The 20,190-nt window shown below is 61.0% G+C and carries 17 protein-coding genes, 1 tRNA gene and 1 riboswitch; of the genes, 9 read left to right on the top strand and 9 right to left on the bottom strand.

What is annotated here, in order from left to right:
* A riboswitch (ZMP/ZTP riboswitch) is annotated at nucleotides 1-100 on the bottom strand.
* Between the two features lie 415 nt (nucleotides 101-515).
* The 9 genes from ydfG to FFS45_RS17670 all read left to right on the top strand — a co-directional run bounded on the left by ydfG (nucleotide 516) and on the right by FFS45_RS17670 (nucleotide 7,034).
* A complete protein-coding gene (gene ydfG, locus FFS45_RS17710; protein WP_137955918.1) occupies nucleotides 516-1,262 on the top strand; it encodes a bifunctional NADP-dependent 3-hydroxy acid dehydrogenase/3-hydroxypropionate dehydrogenase YdfG in 747 nt (248 codons plus the stop codon).
* A 57-nt stretch (nucleotides 1,263-1,319) separates the two neighbouring features.
* Complete coding sequence (gene ybgC / locus FFS45_RS17705; RefSeq protein ID WP_137955917.1) at nucleotides 1,320-1,799, top strand: tol-pal system-associated acyl-CoA thioesterase; 480 nt, start codon at nucleotides 1,320-1,322, stop codon at nucleotides 1,797-1,799.
* Between the two features lie 154 nt (nucleotides 1,800-1,953).
* On the top strand, nucleotides 1,954-2,631 hold the full coding sequence (gene tolQ / locus FFS45_RS17700; RefSeq protein ID WP_074265790.1) for a protein TolQ: 678 nt from the start codon (nucleotides 1,954-1,956) through the stop codon (nucleotides 2,629-2,631).
* 10 nt (nucleotides 2,632-2,641) lie between these two features.
* Nucleotides 2,642-3,094, top strand: coding sequence for a protein TolR (tolR, locus tag FFS45_RS17695; protein ID WP_137955916.1), 453 nt, complete (start codon nucleotides 2,642-2,644; stop codon nucleotides 3,092-3,094).
* A complete protein-coding gene (tolA, locus tag FFS45_RS17690; RefSeq protein WP_137955915.1) occupies nucleotides 3,091-4,095 on the top strand; it encodes a cell envelope integrity protein TolA in 1,005 nt (334 codons plus the stop codon). The genes tolR and tolA overlap by 4 nt, the downstream gene beginning before the upstream one ends.
* Before the next feature lie 114 nt (nucleotides 4,096-4,209).
* Nucleotides 4,210-5,502 (top strand): Tol-Pal system beta propeller repeat protein TolB, encoded by a 1,293-nt coding sequence (gene tolB, locus FFS45_RS17685; RefSeq protein ID WP_137955914.1) that lies wholly within the window; start codon nucleotides 4,210-4,212, stop codon nucleotides 5,500-5,502.
* Nucleotides 5,503-5,520: 18 nt separating this feature from the next.
* Nucleotides 5,521-6,030: a peptidoglycan-associated lipoprotein Pal gene (pal, locus tag FFS45_RS17680; RefSeq protein WP_137955913.1), complete on the top strand. Its 510-nt coding sequence runs from the start codon at nucleotides 5,521-5,523 to the stop codon at nucleotides 6,028-6,030.
* 15 nt (nucleotides 6,031-6,045) lie between these two features.
* Nucleotides 6,046-6,795 (top strand): tol-pal system protein YbgF, encoded by a 750-nt coding sequence (gene ybgF, locus FFS45_RS17675; RefSeq protein ID WP_137955912.1) that lies wholly within the window; start codon nucleotides 6,046-6,048, stop codon nucleotides 6,793-6,795.
* Between the two features lie 163 nt (nucleotides 6,796-6,958).
* Nucleotides 6,959-7,034 (top strand) — tRNA-Lys (locus FFS45_RS17670).
* 312 nt (nucleotides 7,035-7,346) lie between these two features.
* On the opposite strand, the gene FFS45_RS17665 is transcribed toward FFS45_RS17670, so the two are convergent.
* The 9 genes from FFS45_RS17665 to FFS45_RS17625 form a co-directional block, all read right to left on the bottom strand.
* The gene (locus FFS45_RS17665; protein ID WP_249362831.1) at nucleotides 7,347-7,583 is read right to left on the bottom strand and encodes a hypothetical protein; all 237 of its coding nucleotides are present in this window, start codon (nucleotides 7,581-7,583) and stop codon (nucleotides 7,347-7,349) included.
* A 673-nt stretch (nucleotides 7,584-8,256) separates the two neighbouring features.
* Nucleotides 8,257-8,841 (bottom strand): hypothetical protein, encoded by a 585-nt coding sequence (locus tag FFS45_RS41755; protein WP_171029677.1) that lies wholly within the window; start codon nucleotides 8,839-8,841, stop codon nucleotides 8,257-8,259.
* 422 nt (nucleotides 8,842-9,263) lie between these two features.
* On the bottom strand, nucleotides 9,264-11,483 hold the full coding sequence (locus FFS45_RS17655) for a hypothetical protein (RefSeq protein ID WP_137955911.1): 2,220 nt from the start codon (nucleotides 11,481-11,483) through the stop codon (nucleotides 9,264-9,266).
* 168 nt (nucleotides 11,484-11,651) lie between these two features.
* Nucleotides 11,652-13,136, bottom strand: coding sequence for a TolC family protein (locus FFS45_RS17650; protein ID WP_249362830.1), 1,485 nt, complete (start codon nucleotides 13,134-13,136; stop codon nucleotides 11,652-11,654).
* Nucleotides 13,126-14,547, bottom strand: a complete 1,422-nt coding sequence (locus tag FFS45_RS17645; protein ID WP_137955910.1) for an HlyD family type I secretion periplasmic adaptor subunit — start codon at nucleotides 14,545-14,547, stop codon at nucleotides 13,126-13,128. Before FFS45_RS17645 ends, FFS45_RS17650 begins: the two co-directional genes overlap by 11 nt.
* Before the next feature lie 5 nt (nucleotides 14,548-14,552).
* Nucleotides 14,553-16,688 carry a type I secretion system permease/ATPase gene (locus FFS45_RS17640; protein WP_137955909.1) on the bottom strand — a complete coding sequence of 712 codons (2,136 nt, stop codon included), beginning with the start codon at nucleotides 16,686-16,688 and terminating at the stop codon, nucleotides 14,553-14,555.
* Nucleotides 16,689-16,730: 42 nt separating this feature from the next.
* The gene (locus tag FFS45_RS17635; protein ID WP_137955908.1) at nucleotides 16,731-17,615 is read right to left on the bottom strand and encodes a calcium-binding protein; all 885 of its coding nucleotides are present in this window, start codon (nucleotides 17,613-17,615) and stop codon (nucleotides 16,731-16,733) included.
* A gap of 2 nt (nucleotides 17,616-17,617) precedes the next feature.
* Nucleotides 17,618-18,646: a UDP-glucuronic acid decarboxylase family protein gene (locus tag FFS45_RS17630; RefSeq protein ID WP_249362829.1), complete on the bottom strand. Its 1,029-nt coding sequence runs from the start codon at nucleotides 18,644-18,646 to the stop codon at nucleotides 17,618-17,620.
* A 140-nt stretch (nucleotides 18,647-18,786) separates the two neighbouring features.
* Nucleotides 18,787-20,184 carry a tetratricopeptide repeat protein gene (locus FFS45_RS17625; RefSeq protein WP_212745742.1) on the bottom strand — a complete coding sequence of 466 codons (1,398 nt, stop codon included), beginning with the start codon at nucleotides 20,182-20,184 and terminating at the stop codon, nucleotides 18,787-18,789.
* Between the last annotated feature and the right edge of the window lie 6 nt (nucleotides 20,185-20,190).

Raw genomic sequence — 20,190 nt, 5'->3', positions numbered from 1 at the left:
CACGGCTGCCCAGGCGAACGGCAAAACGGCACCCTGCGCTTCACGGTGGGTCGCTCCACCTTGAACCTGTTTGGTTCTATCGCCAGTCACGCAGGGATGAGCGCGTTAGTGTATTGGAAGCGCCTGGAATAGGCAACCGGGTCGCCGTGCAGTCCGTTGCGGCGGCGGGCGACGCGCCGGCCACCTTGGCCGCGGCTCGTAGCAGCGCCCCGATCCTCCGCCAAACGTCTGATGAAAACTGGCTGCGGCCCGGGGCTGCCGGGCAGCCGGCGGCTAACGACGAAACCATCCGGGACGAAACCATCCGGGACGAATCCAACGGGGACAAAACTGTCCGGCCTGGCTCGAAACGGCTCACCCGGCGAAGCACCGAGCCGGCCGTCGCCCGCGCCCCGGCTGTCCCCGTTATCGCGGCAGTCCCGCAGACGCTGCGTTGGGGGCAAGGTCATTCTTGCCGCAGCGCCGCATTGGAAGTAGGCTTGGCGACTATCTCCCCTCCCCATCAGGAAACTGCAATGATCGTGTTCGTCACCGGGGCGTCCGCAGGATTCGGCGCCGCCATCGCCCGTACTTTCGTCAAGGGCGGCCATCGCGTCGTCGCCACCGCGCGCCGCAAAGACCGTTTGCAGGCGCTGGCCGACGAGTTGGGCGAGTCCCTCCTGCCGTTTGAGCTGGATGTGCGCGACCGCGCCGCCGTCGAGGCGGTGCCCGCTGCGCTGCCCGAAGCCTTTGCCGCCGTCGACGTGCTGGTCAACAACGCCGGCCTCGCCCTCGGCCTAGAACCGGCGCAGCGAGCCAGCCTCGACGAGTGGCAAACCATGATCGACACCAACTGCACGGGCCTCGTGCAGGTCACCCGGACGCTGCTGCCGGGCATGATCGAGCGCCAGCGCGGGCACGTGTTTAACCTCGGCTCGGCGGCCGCCAACTGGCCTTACGCGGGCGGCAACGTGTACGGCGCCACCAAGGCTTTCGTGCGCCAGTTCAGCCTGAACCTGCGCGCGGATCTGGCCGGCACCCCGCTGCGCGTCACCGACGTCGAGCCCGGGCTGTGCGGCGGCACGGAGTTTTCGAACGTGCGTTTTCGCGGCGACGACGCCAAGGCCGCGACGGTCTACCAGAACGTGCAGCCGCTCACGGCCGAGGATATCGCCGACACGATCTACTGGACCGCGACCCGGCCGGCGCACGTCAACGTCAATACGATCGAGCTGATGCCCGTCGCGCAGTCTTTCGCGGGACTCTCCGTGCATCGCGGCTAAAGCCCGCGACCCGGGACGCACCCGCGAAATAACGTGGGATTGTGCGTTCCGGGTAAAATGCGCCGCATGAATATGTCCCCAAGCGAGCCCGGCGCCGAAAACGGCTTTATCTGGCCGATTCGCGTGTACTACGAAGATACCGACGCTGGCGGCATCGTGTTCTACGCGAACTATCTGAAGTTCTTCGAGCGGGCGCGCACCGAGTGGTTGCGCGCGTGCGGCGTCGAGCAGGATCGGCTGGCGGAACAAACCGGCACCCTGTTTATCGTCCGCAGCACCGCAATGGACTATCGTGCGCCGGCACGGCTTGACGATGTGGTCAAAATCGTCAGCCGGCCTGAACGAATTGGCCGCGCGTCGGTCGATTTCTCGCAGGAGGCCTGGCGTGAGGGCACGCTGCTTGCTACCGGGACCATTCGCGTCGGCTGCGTCGACCGGGTAGCCCTGCGTCCCGCCGCCATTCCGGAGCCGGTGCTCGCCGCCTTGCGGCGCGGGCCGGGAGTAACTGCACCCAGCGTGTCAACGGACAACGGCTGAACATCGTTGTTACGAGGCCAGTGAACTCGTATCGATCAAGCAACACAAAGCATGGTTCGGCCCGCGGTTTGCCGATGCTTCCGGTTTCCCCACGGCGAGCTTCGACTGACCTTGCAGCCGGACGCCCCCATCCGGGACGTTACAAAGAACCTTTATGAACACTACACAAGATCTATCGATCATTTCGCTCGTTCTCAATGCGAGCCTGCTGGCCCAGGCAGTGATGGCGCTGCTTCTGCTGCTGTCGCTGCTGTCGTGGACTTTCATCTTCCGCAAGTGGTTTGCGATCCGCCGTGCACGGGCGCAAACTGAGCGTTTCGAACGCGATTTCTGGTCCGGCGGCGACCTGCAGGCCCTGTATCAAAGCGCCGCAAACAACCGCCACACGATCGGCGCCCTGGAACGGATCTTCGAATCCGGCATGCGCGAGTTCCTGAAGGGCAAGGAAAAGCGGCTCAACGACCCGGGCCTGATCCTCGACGGCGCCCGCCGCGCCATGCGCGCAGCATTCCAGCGCGAGATGGACGTGCTCGAAGCCAATCTGGCGTTCCTCGCCTCGGTGGGTTCGGTCAGCCCGTACATCGGCCTGTTCGGCACCGTTTGGGGGATCATGAATGCGTTCCGCGGTCTCGCCAACGTCCAGCAGGCCACGCTCGCCAACGTTGCGCCCGGCATCGCCGAGGCGTTGACCGCGACGGCAATTGGCCTGTTCGCCGCGATTCCGGCTGTGGTGGCCTATAACCGCTACGCCCACGACATCGACCGTCTGGCGATTCGCTTCGAGACCTTCATCGAAGAATTCTCGAACATCCTGCAGCGTCAGGCGCACTAAGGAGTCCACGATGGCCGGTTCCTCCAGTCGCTCCTCCAGTATGCGCGGCGGCCGTTCGCGCCGTGCGATGGCCGATATCAACGTCGTGCCGTATATCGACGTGATGCTCGTGCTGCTCGTGATCTTCATGGTGACCGCGCCGCTCGTTGCACCGTCGATCGTCAATCTGCCCACCGTCGGCGGGGCCTCCCCGCAACAGCAAACGCCGCCCGTGGTCGTCAATATCCGCGCCGATGGCAACATGAGCGTCAAATACAAGGACGACAATGGCGCCATGCAGCAGGAAGACATGACACGGGCAGATCTGAACAGCTTCGTCACCGACCGCGAGCAGTCGCACCCGGATCAGCCGGTTGTGATCGCCGCTGACAAAACGGTGAAGTACGAAACCGTGATGAACGTGATGTCCGACCTGAAGGCTCGCGGCGTCAAGCGCGTTGGCTTGCTCGTCAAATCGCAATGATCCGCAAGAATTCCGCTTACCCGCTCCAGCCACCGCGCGAACGCGGCACCTGGCGAGCCTTTGCGCTCGCGCTGGTGATGCACGCGCTGCTCGGATTCTTTCTGTACCACGGCATTCAATGGCAGAACAGCACGCCGGCAGGCGCCGAAGCCGAACTGTGGACGGAAGTACCCGATCTCACGACGCCGCGGCCAACGCCGCCGCCCGTGCCGGTGGCCCCTGCCCCGCCTCTGCCTGACGAACAGGCCGATATTGCGCTGCAGGAAAAGAAACGCCAGCAACAGGAAGCCGAGCGCCAGGCGCAGCTTGCCGAGCAGCAGCGCCTGCAGCAACTGCAAGCCCAGCAGGAGGCCGAAGCGAAGCGCCAGCAGCAGCTCGCAGCCGACCAGGCGGCCCAACTGGCCGCCCAGAAGGCCGCGGCAGCCAAACTGAAGCAGCAACAGCAGGCTGACAAGCTCAAGCAGCAGCAACTGGCCGATCAGCAAAAGCAGGATCAGTTAAAGCAGCAAGAGGACCAGCAGAAACAGCAGGCCCTGGCTGATGCGCAGAAGAAGGCCGACGCCCAGAAAGCGGCCAAGGCCGCCAAAGCGGCAGCCGACGCGGCGCAGGCGAAGAAGCTCGACCAGGAACGCCGGGCGCGTCTCGCGCAGATGCAAGGCATGGCGGGCGGCGAAGGCTCGACGGGCAACGGTCTGGCGAAGAGCGGCACGGGTAGCGGCTCGGGTGGGACCTCCACCTCGCCGGGTTATGCCGACAAGGTCAGGCGTCTCGTGCGGCGAAACATCACTTGGGGAGGCGATACGCAGGGGCTCGAAACGGTGGTTTCGGTGCATTGCGCGCCTTCGGGTACGTTGCTAAGCGCGACGATCATACGCAGCAGCGGCAACCAGCAGTGGGACGACGCGGCGCTTCGGGCAGTGCAGCTTACCGACCCGATGCCGGTCGATACCGATGGCAAAGCGCCGGCGAGCTTCTTGATCACCTTGCGGCCGGCAGGTTGACAGCAGCCGCAACGCCCCGCCCAGCGGGGCGTCCCCGGGAACGAATTAAAAGTTTCCGGGTCTGTCTGCTGTCATACAGTGTTAGAAATCTGATTTTTTGGGAATCCATACAGCATGAGTTTGATGACCAAGCTAGGCCTGCGGACTTTGGTGGCGTCGTGTCTGATTGCGGCCGGCGGCGCAGCGCACGCACAACTGAACGTCCTCGTGACGGGCGTCGGCGCCACTCAGTTCCCCATCGCAACGGCGAATTTCGCCAATGAAGCGAACTCGCCGCAGCAGGTCAGCACCATCGTGCGCCAGGACTTGCAGCGCAGCGGCAAATTCACCAATATCGACGCCGGCAGCGCGCCCGTTTCGGAAACCGATTCGGTCGATCTGGGTAGCTGGAAGGCCAAGGGCGCCAACGCGTTCGTGGCCGGCAGCGTGAACCGCCTGCCGAACGGCCAGTACGAAGTGCGCTTCAAGCTCTACGACACGGTCAAAGGCGAAAGCCTCGGCGGCCTCGTGCTCGTCAGCCCCGAAAGCGGCCTGCGCATGAGCGCGCATAAGGTTGCCGATTACATCTACGCCAAGCTGCTCGGCGATCGCGGTGTGTTCGCCACCCGCCTGTCTTATGTCATCAAGACCGGCAACCGCTACCAGTTGCAGATTTCCGATTCGGACGGCCAGGACGCGCACATCGCGCTGTCGAGCCCCGAGCCGATCATCTCGCCGGCGTGGTCGCCTGACGGCACGAAGGTCGCTTACGTGTCGTTCGAAAAGAAGAAGCCGATTGTTTACATCCACGATCTGCCTACGGGCCGTCGTGTGATCGTATCGGACCAGAAGGGTAACAACAGTGCGCCGGCATGGTCGCCGGATGGACGCACGCTCGCAGTAGCGCTTTCGCGCACCGGCAACACGCAGATTTTCGCCGTCAATGCAGACGGCAGCGGCCTGCGCCGGCTGACGCAAGGCACCTCGATCGACACCGAACCGAACTACTCTCCTGACGGACAGTGGATCTATTTCACCAGCGACCGTGGCGGTCAACCGCAGATCTACAAGATGCCGGCACAGGGCGAAAGCGCGGGCGCGGCCCAGCGCGTCACGTTCACGGGCAGCTACAACACCAGCCCGCGCGTAAGCCCGGACGGCAAGCAACTCGCCTACATTTCGCGAGTGGGCGGCGCCTTCAAGCTGTATATCCAGGACTTGCAGTCCGGCTCGGCAACCGGCCTGACCGACACAACACATGACGAATCGCCGAGCTTCGCGGCGAATGGTCAGTACATTCTTTACGCCACACAGGTGAACGGCCGTGGCGTGTTGGCCGCAGTATCGACCGATGGTCGCACTCGGCAGGTCCTGTCCGTTCAGGGCGGCATCGTTCGCGAGCCGTCCTGGGGCCCGTTTATGCAATAACACACAAGGAGAGTAACAATGATGTCCAAACTTCGTATCGTATTTGCCGCATTGCTGGTCGGCGCACTCGCAGCATGTCATTCGGGTGTCAAGCTCGACGAAAACGCCAACAAGGGTGGCGCGGTCGCTACGCAACCGAACCCGAATGCAGTCGCACAGGTGAACGTCGACGAGCTGAACGATCCGAACAGCCCGCTCGCCAAGCGTAGCGTCTACTTCGACTTCGACAGCTACTCGGTCAAGGACGAATACCAGTCGCTGCTGGGGCAACACGCGCGTTACCTGAAGGCACACCCGGAACGTCACGTGCTGATCCAGGGCAACACCGACGAACGCGGCACGAGCGAGTACAACCTGGCACTCGGCCAGAAGCGTGCTGAAGCCGTGCGTCGCGCGCTGTCGCTGCTTGGCGTGCCGGATTCGCAAATGGAAGCCGTGAGCCTGGGCAAGGAAAAGCCGCTGGCCGACGGTCATGACGAAGCGTCGTGGGCACAAAACCGCCGCGCTGACCTCGTCTACCAACAGTAATAGGTGATGAGCCGTATGACGCAACGTTTCTCCTGGCTGCGCTTTGCTGCAGCCGCCTGTGTGGCGGGCTCGGCCTTGACGGCCGTGCCGGCTCACGCCGGCATGTTCGACGACGACCAGGCCCGTCAGGCGATTCTCGATCTGCGCACCAAGACCGATAGCCTGTCGAGCCAGTTGTCGGCCGCCCAGCGGACCATCCTCGATCAGTCCAACCGCCTCGACCAGCTCAACCAGCAGGTCGCGACGCTGCGCGGACAGAACGAGGACATGGCGAACCAGCTTGCCACGCTGCAGAAGCAGCAGAAGGACTACTACACCGATCTCGACACGCGGCTGAAGAAGTTCGAGCCGCAGCAGCAGACGGTTGATGGTGTGGAAGGCACGGTCCAGCCGGGCGAGACGGACGCGTTCAATGCGGCTTCGCAGCAGTTCCGCAACGGCGACTTCAAGAGCGCGGCGGCCTCGTTCCGCAGCTTCATCTCCAAGTATCCACAGAGCCCTTATCAGCCGACCGCGCAGTACTGGCTCGGCAACGCGCTATATGCATTGCGCGACTACAAGGGTTCCACGGCTACGTGGGAAGGCGTCGTTAAGAATTACCCGCAGCATCCGCGTGCGCCGGAAGCGCTGCTCGCGATTGCCAACAATCAGCTCGAGCAGGGTCAGAAGTCGGCAGCAAAGAAGACCCTCGAGCAGATCGTCGCGCAATACGGCAGCTCGGACGTCGCGCAGTCGGCGCAGAGCAAGTTGTCGCAAATCAAGTAGTTCAGGCAGTTGCAGTATCACGCGTAGTGTCGGATTAAACGCCACGCGCGCCTCTCGCCGGGAAGCCCGGGGCAGTCATTGCCTCGGGCTTTTCGTTTTGCGGAGTGGTGCCTGGTGGGTTGACAAGCTTGGCGCGCTATCGCTATAATCCCGCTTCTCTTTTGGGTCGTTAGCTCAGCTGGTAGAGCAGCGGACTTTTAATCCGTTGGTCACAGGTTCGAATCCCGTACGGCCTACCAAAGAAATCAAAGGGTTGCAGGCCTTACGCCTGTAACCCTTTGTCCGTTTACGGCTTCATGTAGGCGCCGTGTAGGCATTTTGGGTCAGCATCAATCCATGTCGATCCACATAGCCAAGGGACGCTCCTCAAGCTTGACTACGTCGCAGGCCTTCTGCTGGTCCACAGATTCGCCGCAGCAATTGCAGGAATTCGTATTTCACACGCCTTGCGCCTGTCACTGCTCCCTCTGAGCGATCGCCAATCGGAAGAGCCTTCGCAGGGCCAAACTCAGCGTCCCCAAAACACCGCAGGTCAAGAGATACCACACCGCTCAATCCTGCTGGGATGTGCCGCGTTTGCGTTTCTTCGCATTCTGGCATCGACACAGATCAGAGAGGAGCCACCGCGCCACAGTTTCCCGCCTATCCAAACCGTACAGCGCATACTTGATTTCATCCTCAAAATACACGATGACATTACCCCCCATCACGCGGAACCGTCCCTCGTGCATCGCACCATCGACCTCCACCTGCACTGTTTTCGTCGTTTCGTAATCGGCGTTTGTCACGGTCGTGTAATCGGGCGCGAAAATGTCGAACTACTTGGAAACACATCGTGAGTCAACGGGCAAAATGCAAGCGGGCAGGATCAGTAAATCCTGGCAAACGCCCGGTGCGAAAGGATTCGTCTGTATCTGTGCAGGTAAATATAGGCTCGGCCATCATCCTCTGCGAACCGACTCTCCGTTTACCAAACGGCCTTCGCGAGAGAGATTCCCGGGCACGTCCTGCACACCTTGCCTACGCCTCTTTTTCTTCAGGTGAAATCGCCGGCGGAACAAGCTTCGAAGGTCGACGCGTGTCGGGCGTCCCCCCTGCCCCATCCGCCGCTTTCCCCGCCTTCGGCCTCACGGCCCCGGATCGTCAGACGCATTGCCTTGGGCACCGAGCGATCGAACTGTTCCTCATCAAACTCATCGGGAAGGTATGCCTCGTTTCGAACGGCATTCTCACCATCAAACGAGAACTCGGACCGAGTGTAGAACCCATCCAGAAAACGATGGCGTATCTCAGCTACAAGATCGAAAGAATCGAGGTCATGAGTGGCAACCCTGCTTCGATCGCCATGATCATCCAGAAACTGCCCGGGTCTCGTCAGATAGAAAGCCGTAAGGGCCGTTGCCTTATCACAATCCGGCCGTCTGATGATCCAATGAAGAGGTTCGAGTCCGAAGCCCCAATTCACTTGAGGGACGGCAAGATGCCAGTCGTCGGGCGTTGCTTCCTCAGATAGCCATTTCGCGTAACCAAAATAGAAAGGTAATCGGACTCGAACGTCTGTCTTGCTGCCCACTCCCACAGCATCTCGGATGTATCTGCGTAGTCTGACGCTCTCACCTCGACACGTTCGGCCTTATACCTGTTCCCCTCAGCATAGAGCAAACCTGGCCGCTCAAACGTAACTCGGCGAACGAGACCAGTTTTATTAACCTCAACCAGGATATCGTCACCTCTCGCCGTCCTGGCGACATAAAACGAATTTGTATTGGGCAGCTTCCGGGGGAGCATGCGAAAGTCGAGGACGTTGGCCATGACCTCGTCGAGAGTCATGCTGATACGAAAACCGAAGACTGAGATCGTAGCGGGAAATCTGTAATCAAACTCGAGGCGTCCAAGCACCCCGTGCGAATCGACACGCGCCAGAAATTGATGACCGACCGAAATCCAACCACCATCAGACGGCTGACATTCTGCGCCGACTGCGTCCAATAGTGCCTCGAAGGGCATCATGGTCTGAAGCCTTGCCAGGTTAGTGAAAATGCTCATGTGAAATCTCCCGGATATAGCCGGCGTTCGCGCTGCCGGTCCATAGACATGCTGCTCATGTCCAGCCTGCCATGCTTCGCCGCAAATTGAAGCCTCGCTGATCGTCAGTCAGTCAACCGCCGAATGCGTCACCGACAATACACTCCACCGATAGGAACCAGCCACGAAGTCTCGTCATGCAACGCTCCAGGCTTTCGAGCGCATCGCTCCAACGACGCCAGAAGTACGGTGGAGCAACGTCGCCACTGATAGCTTCTCGGGTGCAACAAAAGTTCTCTGGGGCGGCACCGTGGATTATCGAGTCAGTTATGAGCACAGCTTGAAAAGCGATCCTGAAACGCTTGCCCCAGATAGCGAAAATCCGTCATCTCCGAATTCTCTAACCGAGGACAATGGTAGGCTCGCCGCTAGTCTGGCAGATGCTACCTGGGCTTACGGTCCGCAACATAGATCGGAATTTGCTCTACACGACACACCCGCTGGAAAGCGCCGTTTTTCAGCTCCAGTAACGCCCGTGAAGCGGGGTGGCCCTCGAGCGCGAACCTCCCGCTGTGTTGTTGTACATATTCGCGCCCGTCAATACGAACGAGTTCCGAGTCGCTGCCAGCACACATTGCCCAACCCTTGCCCCAGGTAGTCCGGTATATGTGCTGAAGGTCGAGCAGTCCTTTGTTGGACTGACTGTTGTCCATCGAGTTGCCAGTCAGCAATGCGACGCCCCCCTCACTGCATGTGCATCCGCCCGTCCATACCAGATCGAAATGACCCACTTGCAGTGGTTGGCCATCACCAGCGAGATCGACGACCGCGGTTCCATCAAAACCCGCCTCGTTCGGTACGATGCCGGGATCGTCGACCAATGCCCTGGGGATCGCTGATGCGTGCTCTGTCGACCAGGGCAGCTTTGTGATTTCACTCCCGCCAAGAAAAGCCTGACACAAGGCAGGAGATGCGTTTTCAGCCAGGTGGGGTTTGAACGTTCGCCTGAAGCTACATACATGACCGTGATACGGCGAAACGACCTCGTACGGCCCACCATCGATCACCGATAGTGCATAAGCCGTTCCCCTGAAAGGAATCACGCGGACATCGTCAAAAGCCGTTCCACCGTCTGATCCATCCATCTGAAGTTCCGGCGGCTCCTGATCCTCCTCACCTTTTACCTTTATCGACTTTGTTGCGCACGAACCCATGTTGTAGCGCACCGCAAACGACACCTTGTTTCCATTGCGGAGGAAATCACCCTCCGTCGCCGAGATAGCATCGCCGTTGTCGGTGCTGAATGCTTCGGCTACGTAATCGCAGACATCACTTGCCGAAGATCTCACGGCCGGAAGATCGAAGCGTGTCAGAGTGAGTCGGTCTGCCGGGAGCTTGCCGGTCAGTACCTTGTAGCGCTGGTAAGCCGCATTCGCTTTGCTCCAGTAAAGTGCCTTGATATCGTCATCGTTCGCACCCAGCAATGCCTGGCGCGCCGCATCACCGAGATTCAACCATGCGACACTACGTTGCGGATCCAGGAGAACCACCTGCTCGAGGACCGATACGGATTCCTGCGTGCGTGGGGTAACGGCCGCTGCCAACCAGAAACCGTAGTCGTTGAGTATAAGAACGCGTTCCGCTTGTGCCATACCAGATGGTAAAGCGCTGAGTAACTGGCGAACACCTGCGAATTCCAGCTGGGATGGGTCTGGGTGACGCAGACAAAAGGGTTCCAGCTTGCCAGACAGACAGTCGTCCTGCTCCTTGAGCATCGCTTTGTAGGTCGCACGTAGACGGTCGACATCGAACGGCGGCGCACGCGTGGTAAAAATATCGATGACGTCTGCCTGGGTATACGATCCGGCAATAAAGACCCCTGCCTGCCCGATCGGCTGCACGGCCGGCGCTGACAGCGGATCGGACAAACCTGCAGCGGTCCTGGAAGCAAAGAATGTTATTTCAGCCGGTAGATCTGTTCGCACTTCGGGTCGCTGGCGGTCCGCTACATCGACATACGTCGTCGCACCGCTAACCGGACCGAATTGGGGATGCAATGCCACAGTATTGCCGTCGGCCGATACCTGCGCCCATGCAAAGGGCGAGTCTGGCGGCGAGTCGTAACGAACGGCGAGCTTCGGCTGCGATGGATCCCCAAGGTCGATGACAACGAAGTGTGAGTTCCGGTTCAATACCCTGTCGTCGCGCCGTATCACGAAAGCTACGTTACCTCGGACGACGAACTGGTCGAGCCCGGCGTCGTGCAGATCCAGGCTGGAGGTCTGACGGGGGTACTCAGGGTTCGAGACGTCATAAGCAATCAACCGAGTATTCCCGTCCCGGTCACCAGCACCGGTTTGCCGCACACCGGAGGTAACCGCATAGACGTAACGACCGTCCGCGGAAACGCCGTATTGGAGCATCCACCGACCAGGAAATTGCAACGTGGCGAGGATACGCTCGTCGTTCGGATCATGCGGAACCTCGACGCATGGCACGGTCTGCTCCGTGTCAGCGCATGCAGCATGTGCCAGGGGGATTTGCAACGACAGATAAAGCAGTAACGAAGTGACGCCAAATGCGCGGCGCACCAAACCCTTTAGCCCGCTCCTGAGAGGGTTGCCGCAACACAGATAAGTTCCGACACCAACTATCCACATCATTTTGGGTTCCCCGAAGACATTGTTGCCCAGCAGGCGGCCGGATTAATCGATTTTGTACTGCCGAGAGGACTAGCTAAGTACCGGTCAGTATCGGGTACATCAACCGGCAACTCCGGCACACAAGGACTCGCAGGCCCTGATGGCTGCGGGGACTCGTATCCGATGGCATCATCTCGCATCCAGGGGCAATTCGTCGGTGATGCTCGACATTCCCAGCCTGCCAAGCTTCGCCGCGAGCTGAAGCCGCGCCGATCGCCAGTCGGTCAGTGACTGGATGCGTTCCCGCTTCGCTGCAGCAAGTGATGACTGCGCGTTGAGCAGTTCCAGGATGTTGCCCACGCCCACCTGGTATCGACGTTGGGCCGCCTCATAGGACCGGCTCGCGACATCCAGCTGCATCGCGGTGTTATCCAGATTGTCTGTCGCCGTCTTCACTGCCTGGTAGCTCGTCCATACGTCAAGCCCCACCTGCTGCTCGACTTCGTTGAGCGTATCGCGCTGCAGCTCGGTCTTCGCTTCGGCCTCATGGATCTGGTACGTCCGCGTAAAGCCTTCGAAGATCGGAATCGTGACCTGAAATCCCAGGTACCACTCGCGTCCGTTTGTTGGAAACTGCGGAATCCCCACTTCAAGCGTCGTCGGCTGATTGTTCCAGCTGTACTTCGCAACAAGACTCAGGCTTGGCAATCCCTCGGCACGGGTCTCTTTTACTTTCTGCGCGGCTGCCTCAAGCTGGGCCTGCGCGGCGAGCACACTGGGGTGAGACCGCTTCGCCTCCTGTATCAGTTCATCAACCGATTCCAAGAACTCCGCATCCGGCTTCACGCCATCGCCCACCACGGGCAGCGTGACAGGGGTACTAGCGTCGAGGTCCATATCCGAATCGAGGGTGCCCAAAGCGGTCTGCCAGTCCCCATTTGCCTTGGTACGGTTGGTCACCGCTTCTGCCCACGACGTTTGCGCCTGCAGTTCGTCGCTGATCGGCGCGACACCTTTATCCACGCGTCCCGTTGCAGCCCTGAAGCTGTCATGGGCGGTCTGCTCGATCTCCTGCGACGCGACGTACGCCCCCTGCGCAGCCTGCGCCGCGTAATAGTCCTTTGCCACAGCAGCGAATGCTGTTTCCAGCGCTGCCTGCTGGCTCGCCCTTGCCGCTACGAGCAAGGAATTGGCGTTCGCCAGGGCCGCTGCCCGACCGCCGAAGTCATACAGCACCCAGTTCAATGACACGCTTTCGGTCCGCAGTACGCTATTGCGGTAGTTCGAGCTGAATTCCGGGTGCCCGATCACGTCGGTCCTGGTGTCATCACGTACGCCCTGCCAGTTTCCGGAAACCGTCGGCAGGTACGCTCCACGCGCAGCACCGACGTCGGCCGCCGCGATCTTGACGTTCGCCCACGATTCCCGCGTCTTCGGGTTGTTGCACAATGCCCGTTCGACCGCCTCCTCCAGCGGCAAAGGATCGGGAAGCGCACCGAATACACAGATGCGCAAGCTTTCGTCGCCGGACATTGACGCGGCTGCGGTGACCGGCACATGCCGGTTCGCAAGCAGAGGATCAAACTCCCACGCCTGGCAGGATGCCGAAACAGACAGCGACAACACGAAGAACAAACTGACACTGGAGGCCTTTCGAATCCGTCTATCGTTCACGCATGCTCTCCTGAGCCGTCTGGACCAGCGGCCCCAGGAAATACTGCGCCACACTGCGCTTTCCGGTCCTGATCTCGACGGTCACCTCCATGCCCGGCGTCAGGTTGACCCACTTGTTCTCGACGTGGATCCGGTTCGTTGCAAGACGTACACGCGCCGGAAACATCAGTCCGAGTTTCCTGTCCTGCGTCGCATCGTTCGACACCGAAATCACCTGCCCCGTCAGATAGCCGTAGCGTGTGTACGGAAACGCCTCGATCTTGACGATGGCCGTCTGGCCGACATTCACAAAACCAATATCCCTGTTCTCGACGTTCGCCTCAACCTCGACCGTATCATCCGGTACGATTTCCATGAGCGACTGCGCGGTGGTCACGACCCCGCCCAGGGTGTGGATCGACAGTTGCTGCACAGTACCGGCCACGGGCGCGGTCAGGCTAAGCAGCTTCTGCCGGGTGTCCGCCTTGGTCTGGTCATCCCGGTTCTGCGCCCACTGCTGCTGTGCCTTGTCGTACGCATCGAGCTGTTCACGCCGGAACTGCGACGTGATCGAGTCGATATCGGCGCGCTGTTCGGCGATACCTTCGGCGAGTTCATTCGCATGCGCGCGCTGTGCAGCAAGCTCGTGCTCCTGTTCGAGTGCCGTGCGCTCCTTGTCGAGGTAATCGTTGCTGGCAACGTACTTCTGCGCCACCAGCGCGCGGTAGTTATCCGCCTGCTGACGCGCCAGTGGGGCGGTCGCTACCAGTTTCGCAATTTCCTGTCGCGTGCTGTCGAGTTCAGCCTGGCGCTTGAGCAGTTCATTTTTTGCACTGAGCAGCTTGTCCGCGTACTCGCGATACTGTCCGTCGGCGTAATGCTGGTTCTGCTCCTGATCAGCAGCCGACGCATCCGGCACGGACGGGACCAGAGGGGCCACACCGGACTGCTGCGCTGACAGTAACGTCTGCGCGCGCACCATCGCGAGGGCGGCGTCGATCTTCGACGTACGGGCCTTGTCGGCGTCCGCCGCTGCCTGGGTGGTATCCAGTTCCATTAATAATTGCCCGGGTACGACACGCTCTCCGTCATGGACGGCAATGCGTCTGACGACGCCTGTGATTGCCGGCTGGATGACCTTCACGTGCGCATCGGGCGCCAGCTTTCCTTTCGCCGACGCAACGATGTCAAGCCTGCCGAAGGCCGCCATCGCCACTACCGTGAGGGCCAGCGCGACAATGATGCGCATGGTCCATTGAGGGGCCGGGTGAACGGGCGTTTCAACCAGTTCGAGCTGTGCGGGAAGAAACTGCAGTTCGTGCCGGTGACGCGTGGGCGAATCGAGCTGCGCGCGCATCGCCCACGCCGAGCGAAATGCGGTTGCATAGCGGGAACACAGGGCGGCAAACGCCTGGAGGCGGTATGAGTACATGGTTCTCACCCGTTCTGTAACGAGACCAGATGGGCGTAGTAACCACCCTTGCTGACCAGTTCGGCGTGCGCGCCCCGCTCGACTACCTTCCCCCGGTCAAGCGCCACGATATGATCGGCGTGACGCACGGCCGTGAGCCGATGCGCAATGATGATTACCGTGCGTCCAGCGCACATCGCGCGCATGTTGTTCTGGATCACCCGCTCGGTCTCGAAGTCGAGGGCGCTGGTCGCCTCATCGAAGATCAGGATCCGGGGATTGGTCACGAGCGCACGCGCAATCGCGATCCGTTGACGCTGACCACCCGACAGGGTCGAGCCATGTTCACCGACGATCGTGTCGTACCCTTCGGCCAGCTCGGTAATAAACTCGTGCGCACCGGCCAGTTGGGCCGCGTGCATGACCGCATCCAGCGACAGTCCGGGATCGATTACCGCGATGTTCTCGCGGATCGAACGGTTGAACAGAAGGTTTTCCTGAAGCACGACGCCAATCTGCCGGCGCAGCCACGCAGGATCGGCGAGCAGCAGATCAATGCCGTCAACCTTCACCCGGCCGTGCTCCGGTACATAGAGCCGCTGCAGCAGCTTCGTGAGCGTGCTCTTGCCCGATCCCGACCGGCCGACAATACCGATCACTTCGCCCGGCTGGATGTGAAGCGTGATGCCATCCAGGATCAGCGGGCCATCGGGGCGGTAGCGAAAGCGTACGTCCTCGAAACTGATCTCCCCCTTGACAGCGGGCGCCGCCTGCCGGCTCGCCGGAATTTCGCTACGCGTATTCAGGATGTCTCCCAGCCGCCCCATCGAAATCCCCACCTGCTGGAAATCCTGCCAGAGCTGCGCAAGCCGCAGCACCGGAGCCGCCACGCGCTGGGACATCATGTTGAAGGCAATCAGTTCCCCCACCGTGAGACGGCTTTCGATCACGAGCTTCGCACCGAAGAAGAGCGTCGCGACCGTCACCAGCTTGCCGACCACCTGGATCAGTTGCTGCCCGACGTTGCCAACGGCATTCGCCCGGAAGCTCGTGGCGACATAGGCGGCGAGCTGGCTGTCCCAGCGGCGGGTGAACTGCGGTTCGAGCGCCATCGACTTGACGGTCTCGGCACCCGATACCGCTTCGACGAGAAACGACTGGTTATCGGCTCCCCGGGCGAACTTCTCGTTCAATCGCGCGCGCAGGACGGGGTTCAGCCCCGCCGAGATCGCGCCATAGACAGGCAGCGAGATCACCACGATCAGTGTCAGCCAGACGCTGTAGAGGCACATCACCGCGATGAAGACGATCGAGAAGAGAAGATCAATCGCCGCGGTCAGCGCCTGTCCGGTCAGGAAACTGCGGATATTTTCGAGTTCGCGCACGCGCGCCACGGTCTCACCGACGCGGCGACTGTTGAAATACGCAATGGGTAAGGCGAGCAGATGGCGAAACAGACGCGCGCCCAGTTCGACGTCGATACGGTTGGTGGTATGCGAGAGTACGTAGTTGCGCAAACCAGTGAGCAGGGCCTCGAACAGGCCCGAGGCGAGTAGAGCGATGCAGACGACGTTCAGCGTGCTGAATGCCCGGTTCACGAGCACCTTGTCCATCACGACCTGAAACATCAACGGCGATATCAGGCCGAACAGCTGCAATACGATCGACACGAACAGCACTTCAAGCAACAAGCGCCGGTATTTGACGATTGCCGGGATGAACCAGGAAAAGTCGAAGTGCGCGAGCTGGCCCGAGAGCGAGGCGCGCGACGCCACGAGAATGAGGTTGCCGCTGGCGCGCTCACCCAGTTCGTCGCCGGTAATGAGGGTGGGTGACGGCTGCGAGGGTTCGAGGATCAGGATCTTTGCGCCGTCCAAGCGCGCAATGATGAAGTGGCTGCCGTTGCGGTCGAACGCGAGTGCAGGAAGCGCAATCCTGGCAAGCCGGTCAATGCGCAACGGCACGATGCGCGCCTTCAGTCCGATGGACCGGGCGCTCTGTACCAGATCGGTCGCGGAAAACAGCCCACTTCCGAGCGCCGCCGCGTGACGTAGCTGGGCGGCGTCCGCTGCAATGCCATGAAACCGCGCAACCAGCACGAGCGCGGCGAGCCCTGCATCCTGCACAGGCTCCGATGCATGATCCTGGGGGGTGGTTACCATGATTGTGTCCTGCGTGCTGGCATCGGGCGCGGCCTCACACTGTTACCGCTCATCGACGAGATCCGCCAGTGTGGCTACACGCGTGACCGAGCCGATCCAGCGGGGCGACGCATGCAGGACCTCCAGGAACCAGGCGTCACGCAACACCGGTTTGTAGACCCGGAAGGTCTTCATGACCGAAAGCGTCACGGCCGAGTCGAGTGCACTCAGATAGGACGTATCTCCGTCCAGGAAATTCGGGCTCTCGACCCACCGGTCCAGTTGTGCCGCGCTCAGGAAGAAACATCCGGCTGAAGGATAGGTTGTCCGCTCGAACGACACGGCACTTTCCATGAACGGCATGTCCAGATGCGGCACATCGGTGATGTCCTGATAACGCACGGTCACACGGGGATTCAGGCGGTAATCGACGTACAGCTTGTGCACCGGTCCGGTCGGCGAGACTTCGTACCGGTTGGGCTGCAGCAATGCTTCCGGTCCGAAGCGCTGATCGAAAAGTTTGCGTTTGCGGAAAAAAAGTGGATCCGTCAGCACGACATCATCCTCAACGAACCCGTAGTAGTCGTACCGCCCCCGCGCAGCAAGCAGCAGCCTGTGACACTCGAAACCCAGCATCATGGGTTCAGCCTGGGTCGCATGGTGGCGAAACAGGGGGTGCAGTGCTCGCACCTCATCCAGCAGATGGGCGTCACCTGTTGTGCAGACAACGAGGTCGAGCACGTCGGGTTCAGGCGAAGTGCTGCGCCAGGCCCGGGCCTGGCCGTGATCCAGCCCGAAGGTACCGGTACCGAGTGCCTGATGGGGACTGCAGATCGCGGCGACCAGTGCACGCAGGCGTTCCGCGCGTGCGCCCGCAAGACGCGAGCGGTTGGTGGCGTCGGGAACCGGTGCGCCGAAGAAATGCGGCATGACAAGGAGAACGCGCATGGTCAGGCCAGCCCCCCGTCAACCAGTGCGTCGCTCATGCAGAAATCGCCCATGGTTGCCTCGAAATAGCCAATCGTTCTGCGCAGTCCGTCTTCCAGCGAAACCCGCGGTTCCCAGCCAAGCACCTTGCGCGCCAGCGAAATATCCGGACATCGTTGTACCGGATCGTCAACGGGCAGGCCCGTATAGACCAGTTTCGAGCGTGAGCCGGTCATGTCGATGATGTATCCGGCCATATCCCTCACGGAGATCTCGTGGGGGTTTCCCAGATTGACCGGGCCGGTGAGTTCGTCAGTTGCGTCCATCATCAGCACGAAGGCATCGATAAGGTCATCGACATAGCAGAACGCACGGGTCTGTGACCCATCGCCGTAGATCGTGATGTCGTCGCCCCTGAGCGCCTGGACGATGAAGTTGGAGACGACCCGGCCATCGTGGTGATGCATGCGCGGCCCGTAGGTATTGAAGATCCGCGGCACCCTGATGCGCGTGCCGTGCTGGCGGTGATAATCAAAACACAGTGTTTCGGCGCAGCGCTTGCCCTCGTCATAGCAGGCACGGGGGCCGACCGGATTGACGTTACCGCGATAGGTTTCCGGCTGGGGGTGAACCTCCGGGTCGCCATACACTTCGCTGGTCGATGCCTGCAGGATTTTCGCTTTCATGCGTTGCGCGAGATCGAGCATGTTGGCCGTGCCCAGCACGCTTGACCTGATGGTCTGCACGGGATCGGACTGATAGTGGACGGGAGAGGCCGGGCACGCCAGGTTGTAGATTTCGCCAGCCTCGACGTGGATCGGGAAAGCAACGTCATGGGAGATGACTTCGAAATCCGGATGGTCAAGCAGGTGAGCCACGTTGCGCCTGCTGCCCGTGGAGAAATTGTCGAGCACCAGCACTTCACGTCCCTGCCCGATCAACCGGTCGCACAGATGCGAGCCGAGAAAGCCCGCGCCGCCCGTCACCAGCACACGTCGCATGGCGGGAGCCGCGGTTTGCCTCGTTACATCTGGTCTGTCGGGATAATTCATTGGATGCGCCATCTGGTCATGCCAGGTCCGGATCGTGTCGCGTCCGGAAATCCGCGATCGACGCGATCCATCTGGCAGGGAATAAAAAGATCCGGTGTCCCAGGAAACCGGCGGGGACGCCGGACAAGGCGTCGGGCACCCTAAAGCTTTGCGAGTGTCATGAGTTCCACCGAGGCGGAGTCAAACACGTAATCCCAGTCGCCCTCAGCCCGTGGACGAAAGAGGCGCAGCGACGGATACCACGGGTTGTCGGTACGGTCGAGCAGCCACAGCCAGTGAGCGACATAACCGAGCAGCACCCAGACCGGCCTGCCCATCGCGCCGGCCAGGTGAGCCACCGCGCTGTCGGTCATGATCACGAGATCGAGCTGCGAGATGGCGGCAGCGGTATCCGCGAAATCATCCAGATAGGGCGCAAGATCGATGATCGGGCCGCCCCTGGGCAGGGACGTTAGCTCTTTCGTACGCGGCCCCTTCTGCAGGCTGTACAACTGCACACCGGGTAACGCGAACGCCTGGAAAAAGCGCATCAGGGGCTGGGCACGCTCCTGGTTCTTCCTGAAGGTGACGCTGCCGGACCAGACAATGCCGATCTTCAGACGTCCCGCAGCCTGCCTGAAAAGCGGCTCGAATTTCCCGAGACGCTCAGACGGTGGGAAGAGATAAGGTGCCGTCGGAATCGAGGCGAAGTCCGCCGTGAACAGACCCGGCAAGCTGCACAGATAGCAGTAGAAATCGGCAGACGGCAGCGGGACGTTACGCGGAATCAGCCGGTCCGCCACACCCATGGCCGCGATCAGCGGAATGAGTTCCTGCTGGCACTCGATAACGAGTTCTCCACCGAGCGCCTTGACGCGCGGCAGATAGCGCGCGACCCAGAGCGTGTCGCCAAAGCCCTGCTCCACGATGAGCACCAGCCGCTTGCCCGAGTAGGGTTCGCCGTTCCACTGTCGGCCTGGGAGCGCCTTTTTCGGTAGCTGTCCTGTGACAATCCGCACCTCGTAGTCGGGCCATGCCTGCCGGTAGTTGCCCAGGTACAGATAACTGCGCCCACGATCCCATCGCGCCAGGTCGTACTGCTTTCTTTGCTCGATCGCCTTCGTGAAGGCGGCGACGGCTTCACCGTGCTGCCCCGCTTCGGCCAGCGCTGTGCCGAGGTTATGATGAAGCAGCGATGTTTCGCCCTGAGCCAGTGCAATCGCTCGCTGGTGGCACGAGATCGCCCCCTTGAGATGCTTCAGGCAGGTGAGCGCATTGCCGAGATTCGTCCAGACGCCGGCTGCCTTCGGGTTGATCGCGAGGGCATCCCGATAGCACCACACGGCGTCGAGGTAACGTTTCATCGCGGCGAACATCACGCCGCGTGCGTTTCTCAGATCGCTGTTGTTCGGGTCCCGCGTAACTGCTTCGCGCAACAGGGCTTCCGCTTCAGCAAACTTGCCCTGGTGGTGCAGCTCGCTCGCGCGGCGGAATGCGTCTGCCGAGGTCATGGAAACTGCGGCGTTCAATACACCATCGTCCGTCATTGCTGTCGACATGCCGCC

Source organism: Burkholderia sp. 4M9327F10 (assembly GCF_005503145.1).
GTDB lineage: Bacteria > Pseudomonadota > Gammaproteobacteria > Burkholderiales > Burkholderiaceae > Paraburkholderia.
Note: the sequence above shows the minus strand (reverse complement) of the source record. Positions and strands in the feature narration are given on the sequence as shown.

Coding starts and splice junctions, on each gene's coding strand:
- tolB (WP_137955914.1), top strand. CDS start 4,210: ATGAGTTTGATGACCAAGCTAGGCCTGCGGACTTTGGTGGCGTCGTGT.
- FFS45_RS17655 (WP_137955911.1), bottom strand. CDS start 11,483: ATGATGTGGATAGTTGGTGTCGGAACTTATCTGTGTTGCGGCAACCCT.
- ybgF (WP_137955912.1), top strand. CDS start 6,046: ATGACGCAACGTTTCTCCTGGCTGCGCTTTGCTGCAGCCGCCTGTGTG.
- FFS45_RS17640 (WP_137955909.1), bottom strand. CDS start 16,688: ATGGTAACCACCCCCCAGGATCATGCATCGGAGCCTGTGCAGGATGCA.
- FFS45_RS17625 (WP_212745742.1), bottom strand. CDS start 20,184: ATGTCGACAGCAATGACGGACGATGGTGTATTGAACGCCGCAGTTTCC.
- ybgC (WP_137955917.1), top strand. CDS start 1,320: ATGCGCCGCATGAATATGTCCCCAAGCGAGCCCGGCGCCGAAAACGGC.
- tolA (WP_137955915.1), top strand. CDS start 3,091: ATGATCCGCAAGAATTCCGCTTACCCGCTCCAGCCACCGCGCGAACGC.
- ydfG (WP_137955918.1), top strand. CDS start 516: ATGATCGTGTTCGTCACCGGGGCGTCCGCAGGATTCGGCGCCGCCATC.
- FFS45_RS17645 (WP_137955910.1), bottom strand. CDS start 14,547: ATGTACTCATACCGCCTCCAGGCGTTTGCCGCCCTGTGTTCCCGCTAT.
- FFS45_RS41755 (WP_171029677.1), bottom strand. CDS start 8,841: ATGAGCATTTTCACTAACCTGGCAAGGCTTCAGACCATGATGCCCTTC.
- tolR (WP_137955916.1), top strand. CDS start 2,642: ATGGCCGGTTCCTCCAGTCGCTCCTCCAGTATGCGCGGCGGCCGTTCG.
- FFS45_RS17630 (WP_249362829.1), bottom strand. CDS start 18,646: ATGAATTATCCCGACAGACCAGATGTAACGAGGCAAACCGCGGCTCCC.
- FFS45_RS17635 (WP_137955908.1), bottom strand. CDS start 17,615: ATGCGCGTTCTCCTTGTCATGCCGCATTTCTTCGGCGCACCGGTTCCC.
- tolQ (WP_074265790.1), top strand. CDS start 1,954: ATGAACACTACACAAGATCTATCGATCATTTCGCTCGTTCTCAATGCG.
- pal (WP_137955913.1), top strand. CDS start 5,521: ATGATGTCCAAACTTCGTATCGTATTTGCCGCATTGCTGGTCGGCGCA.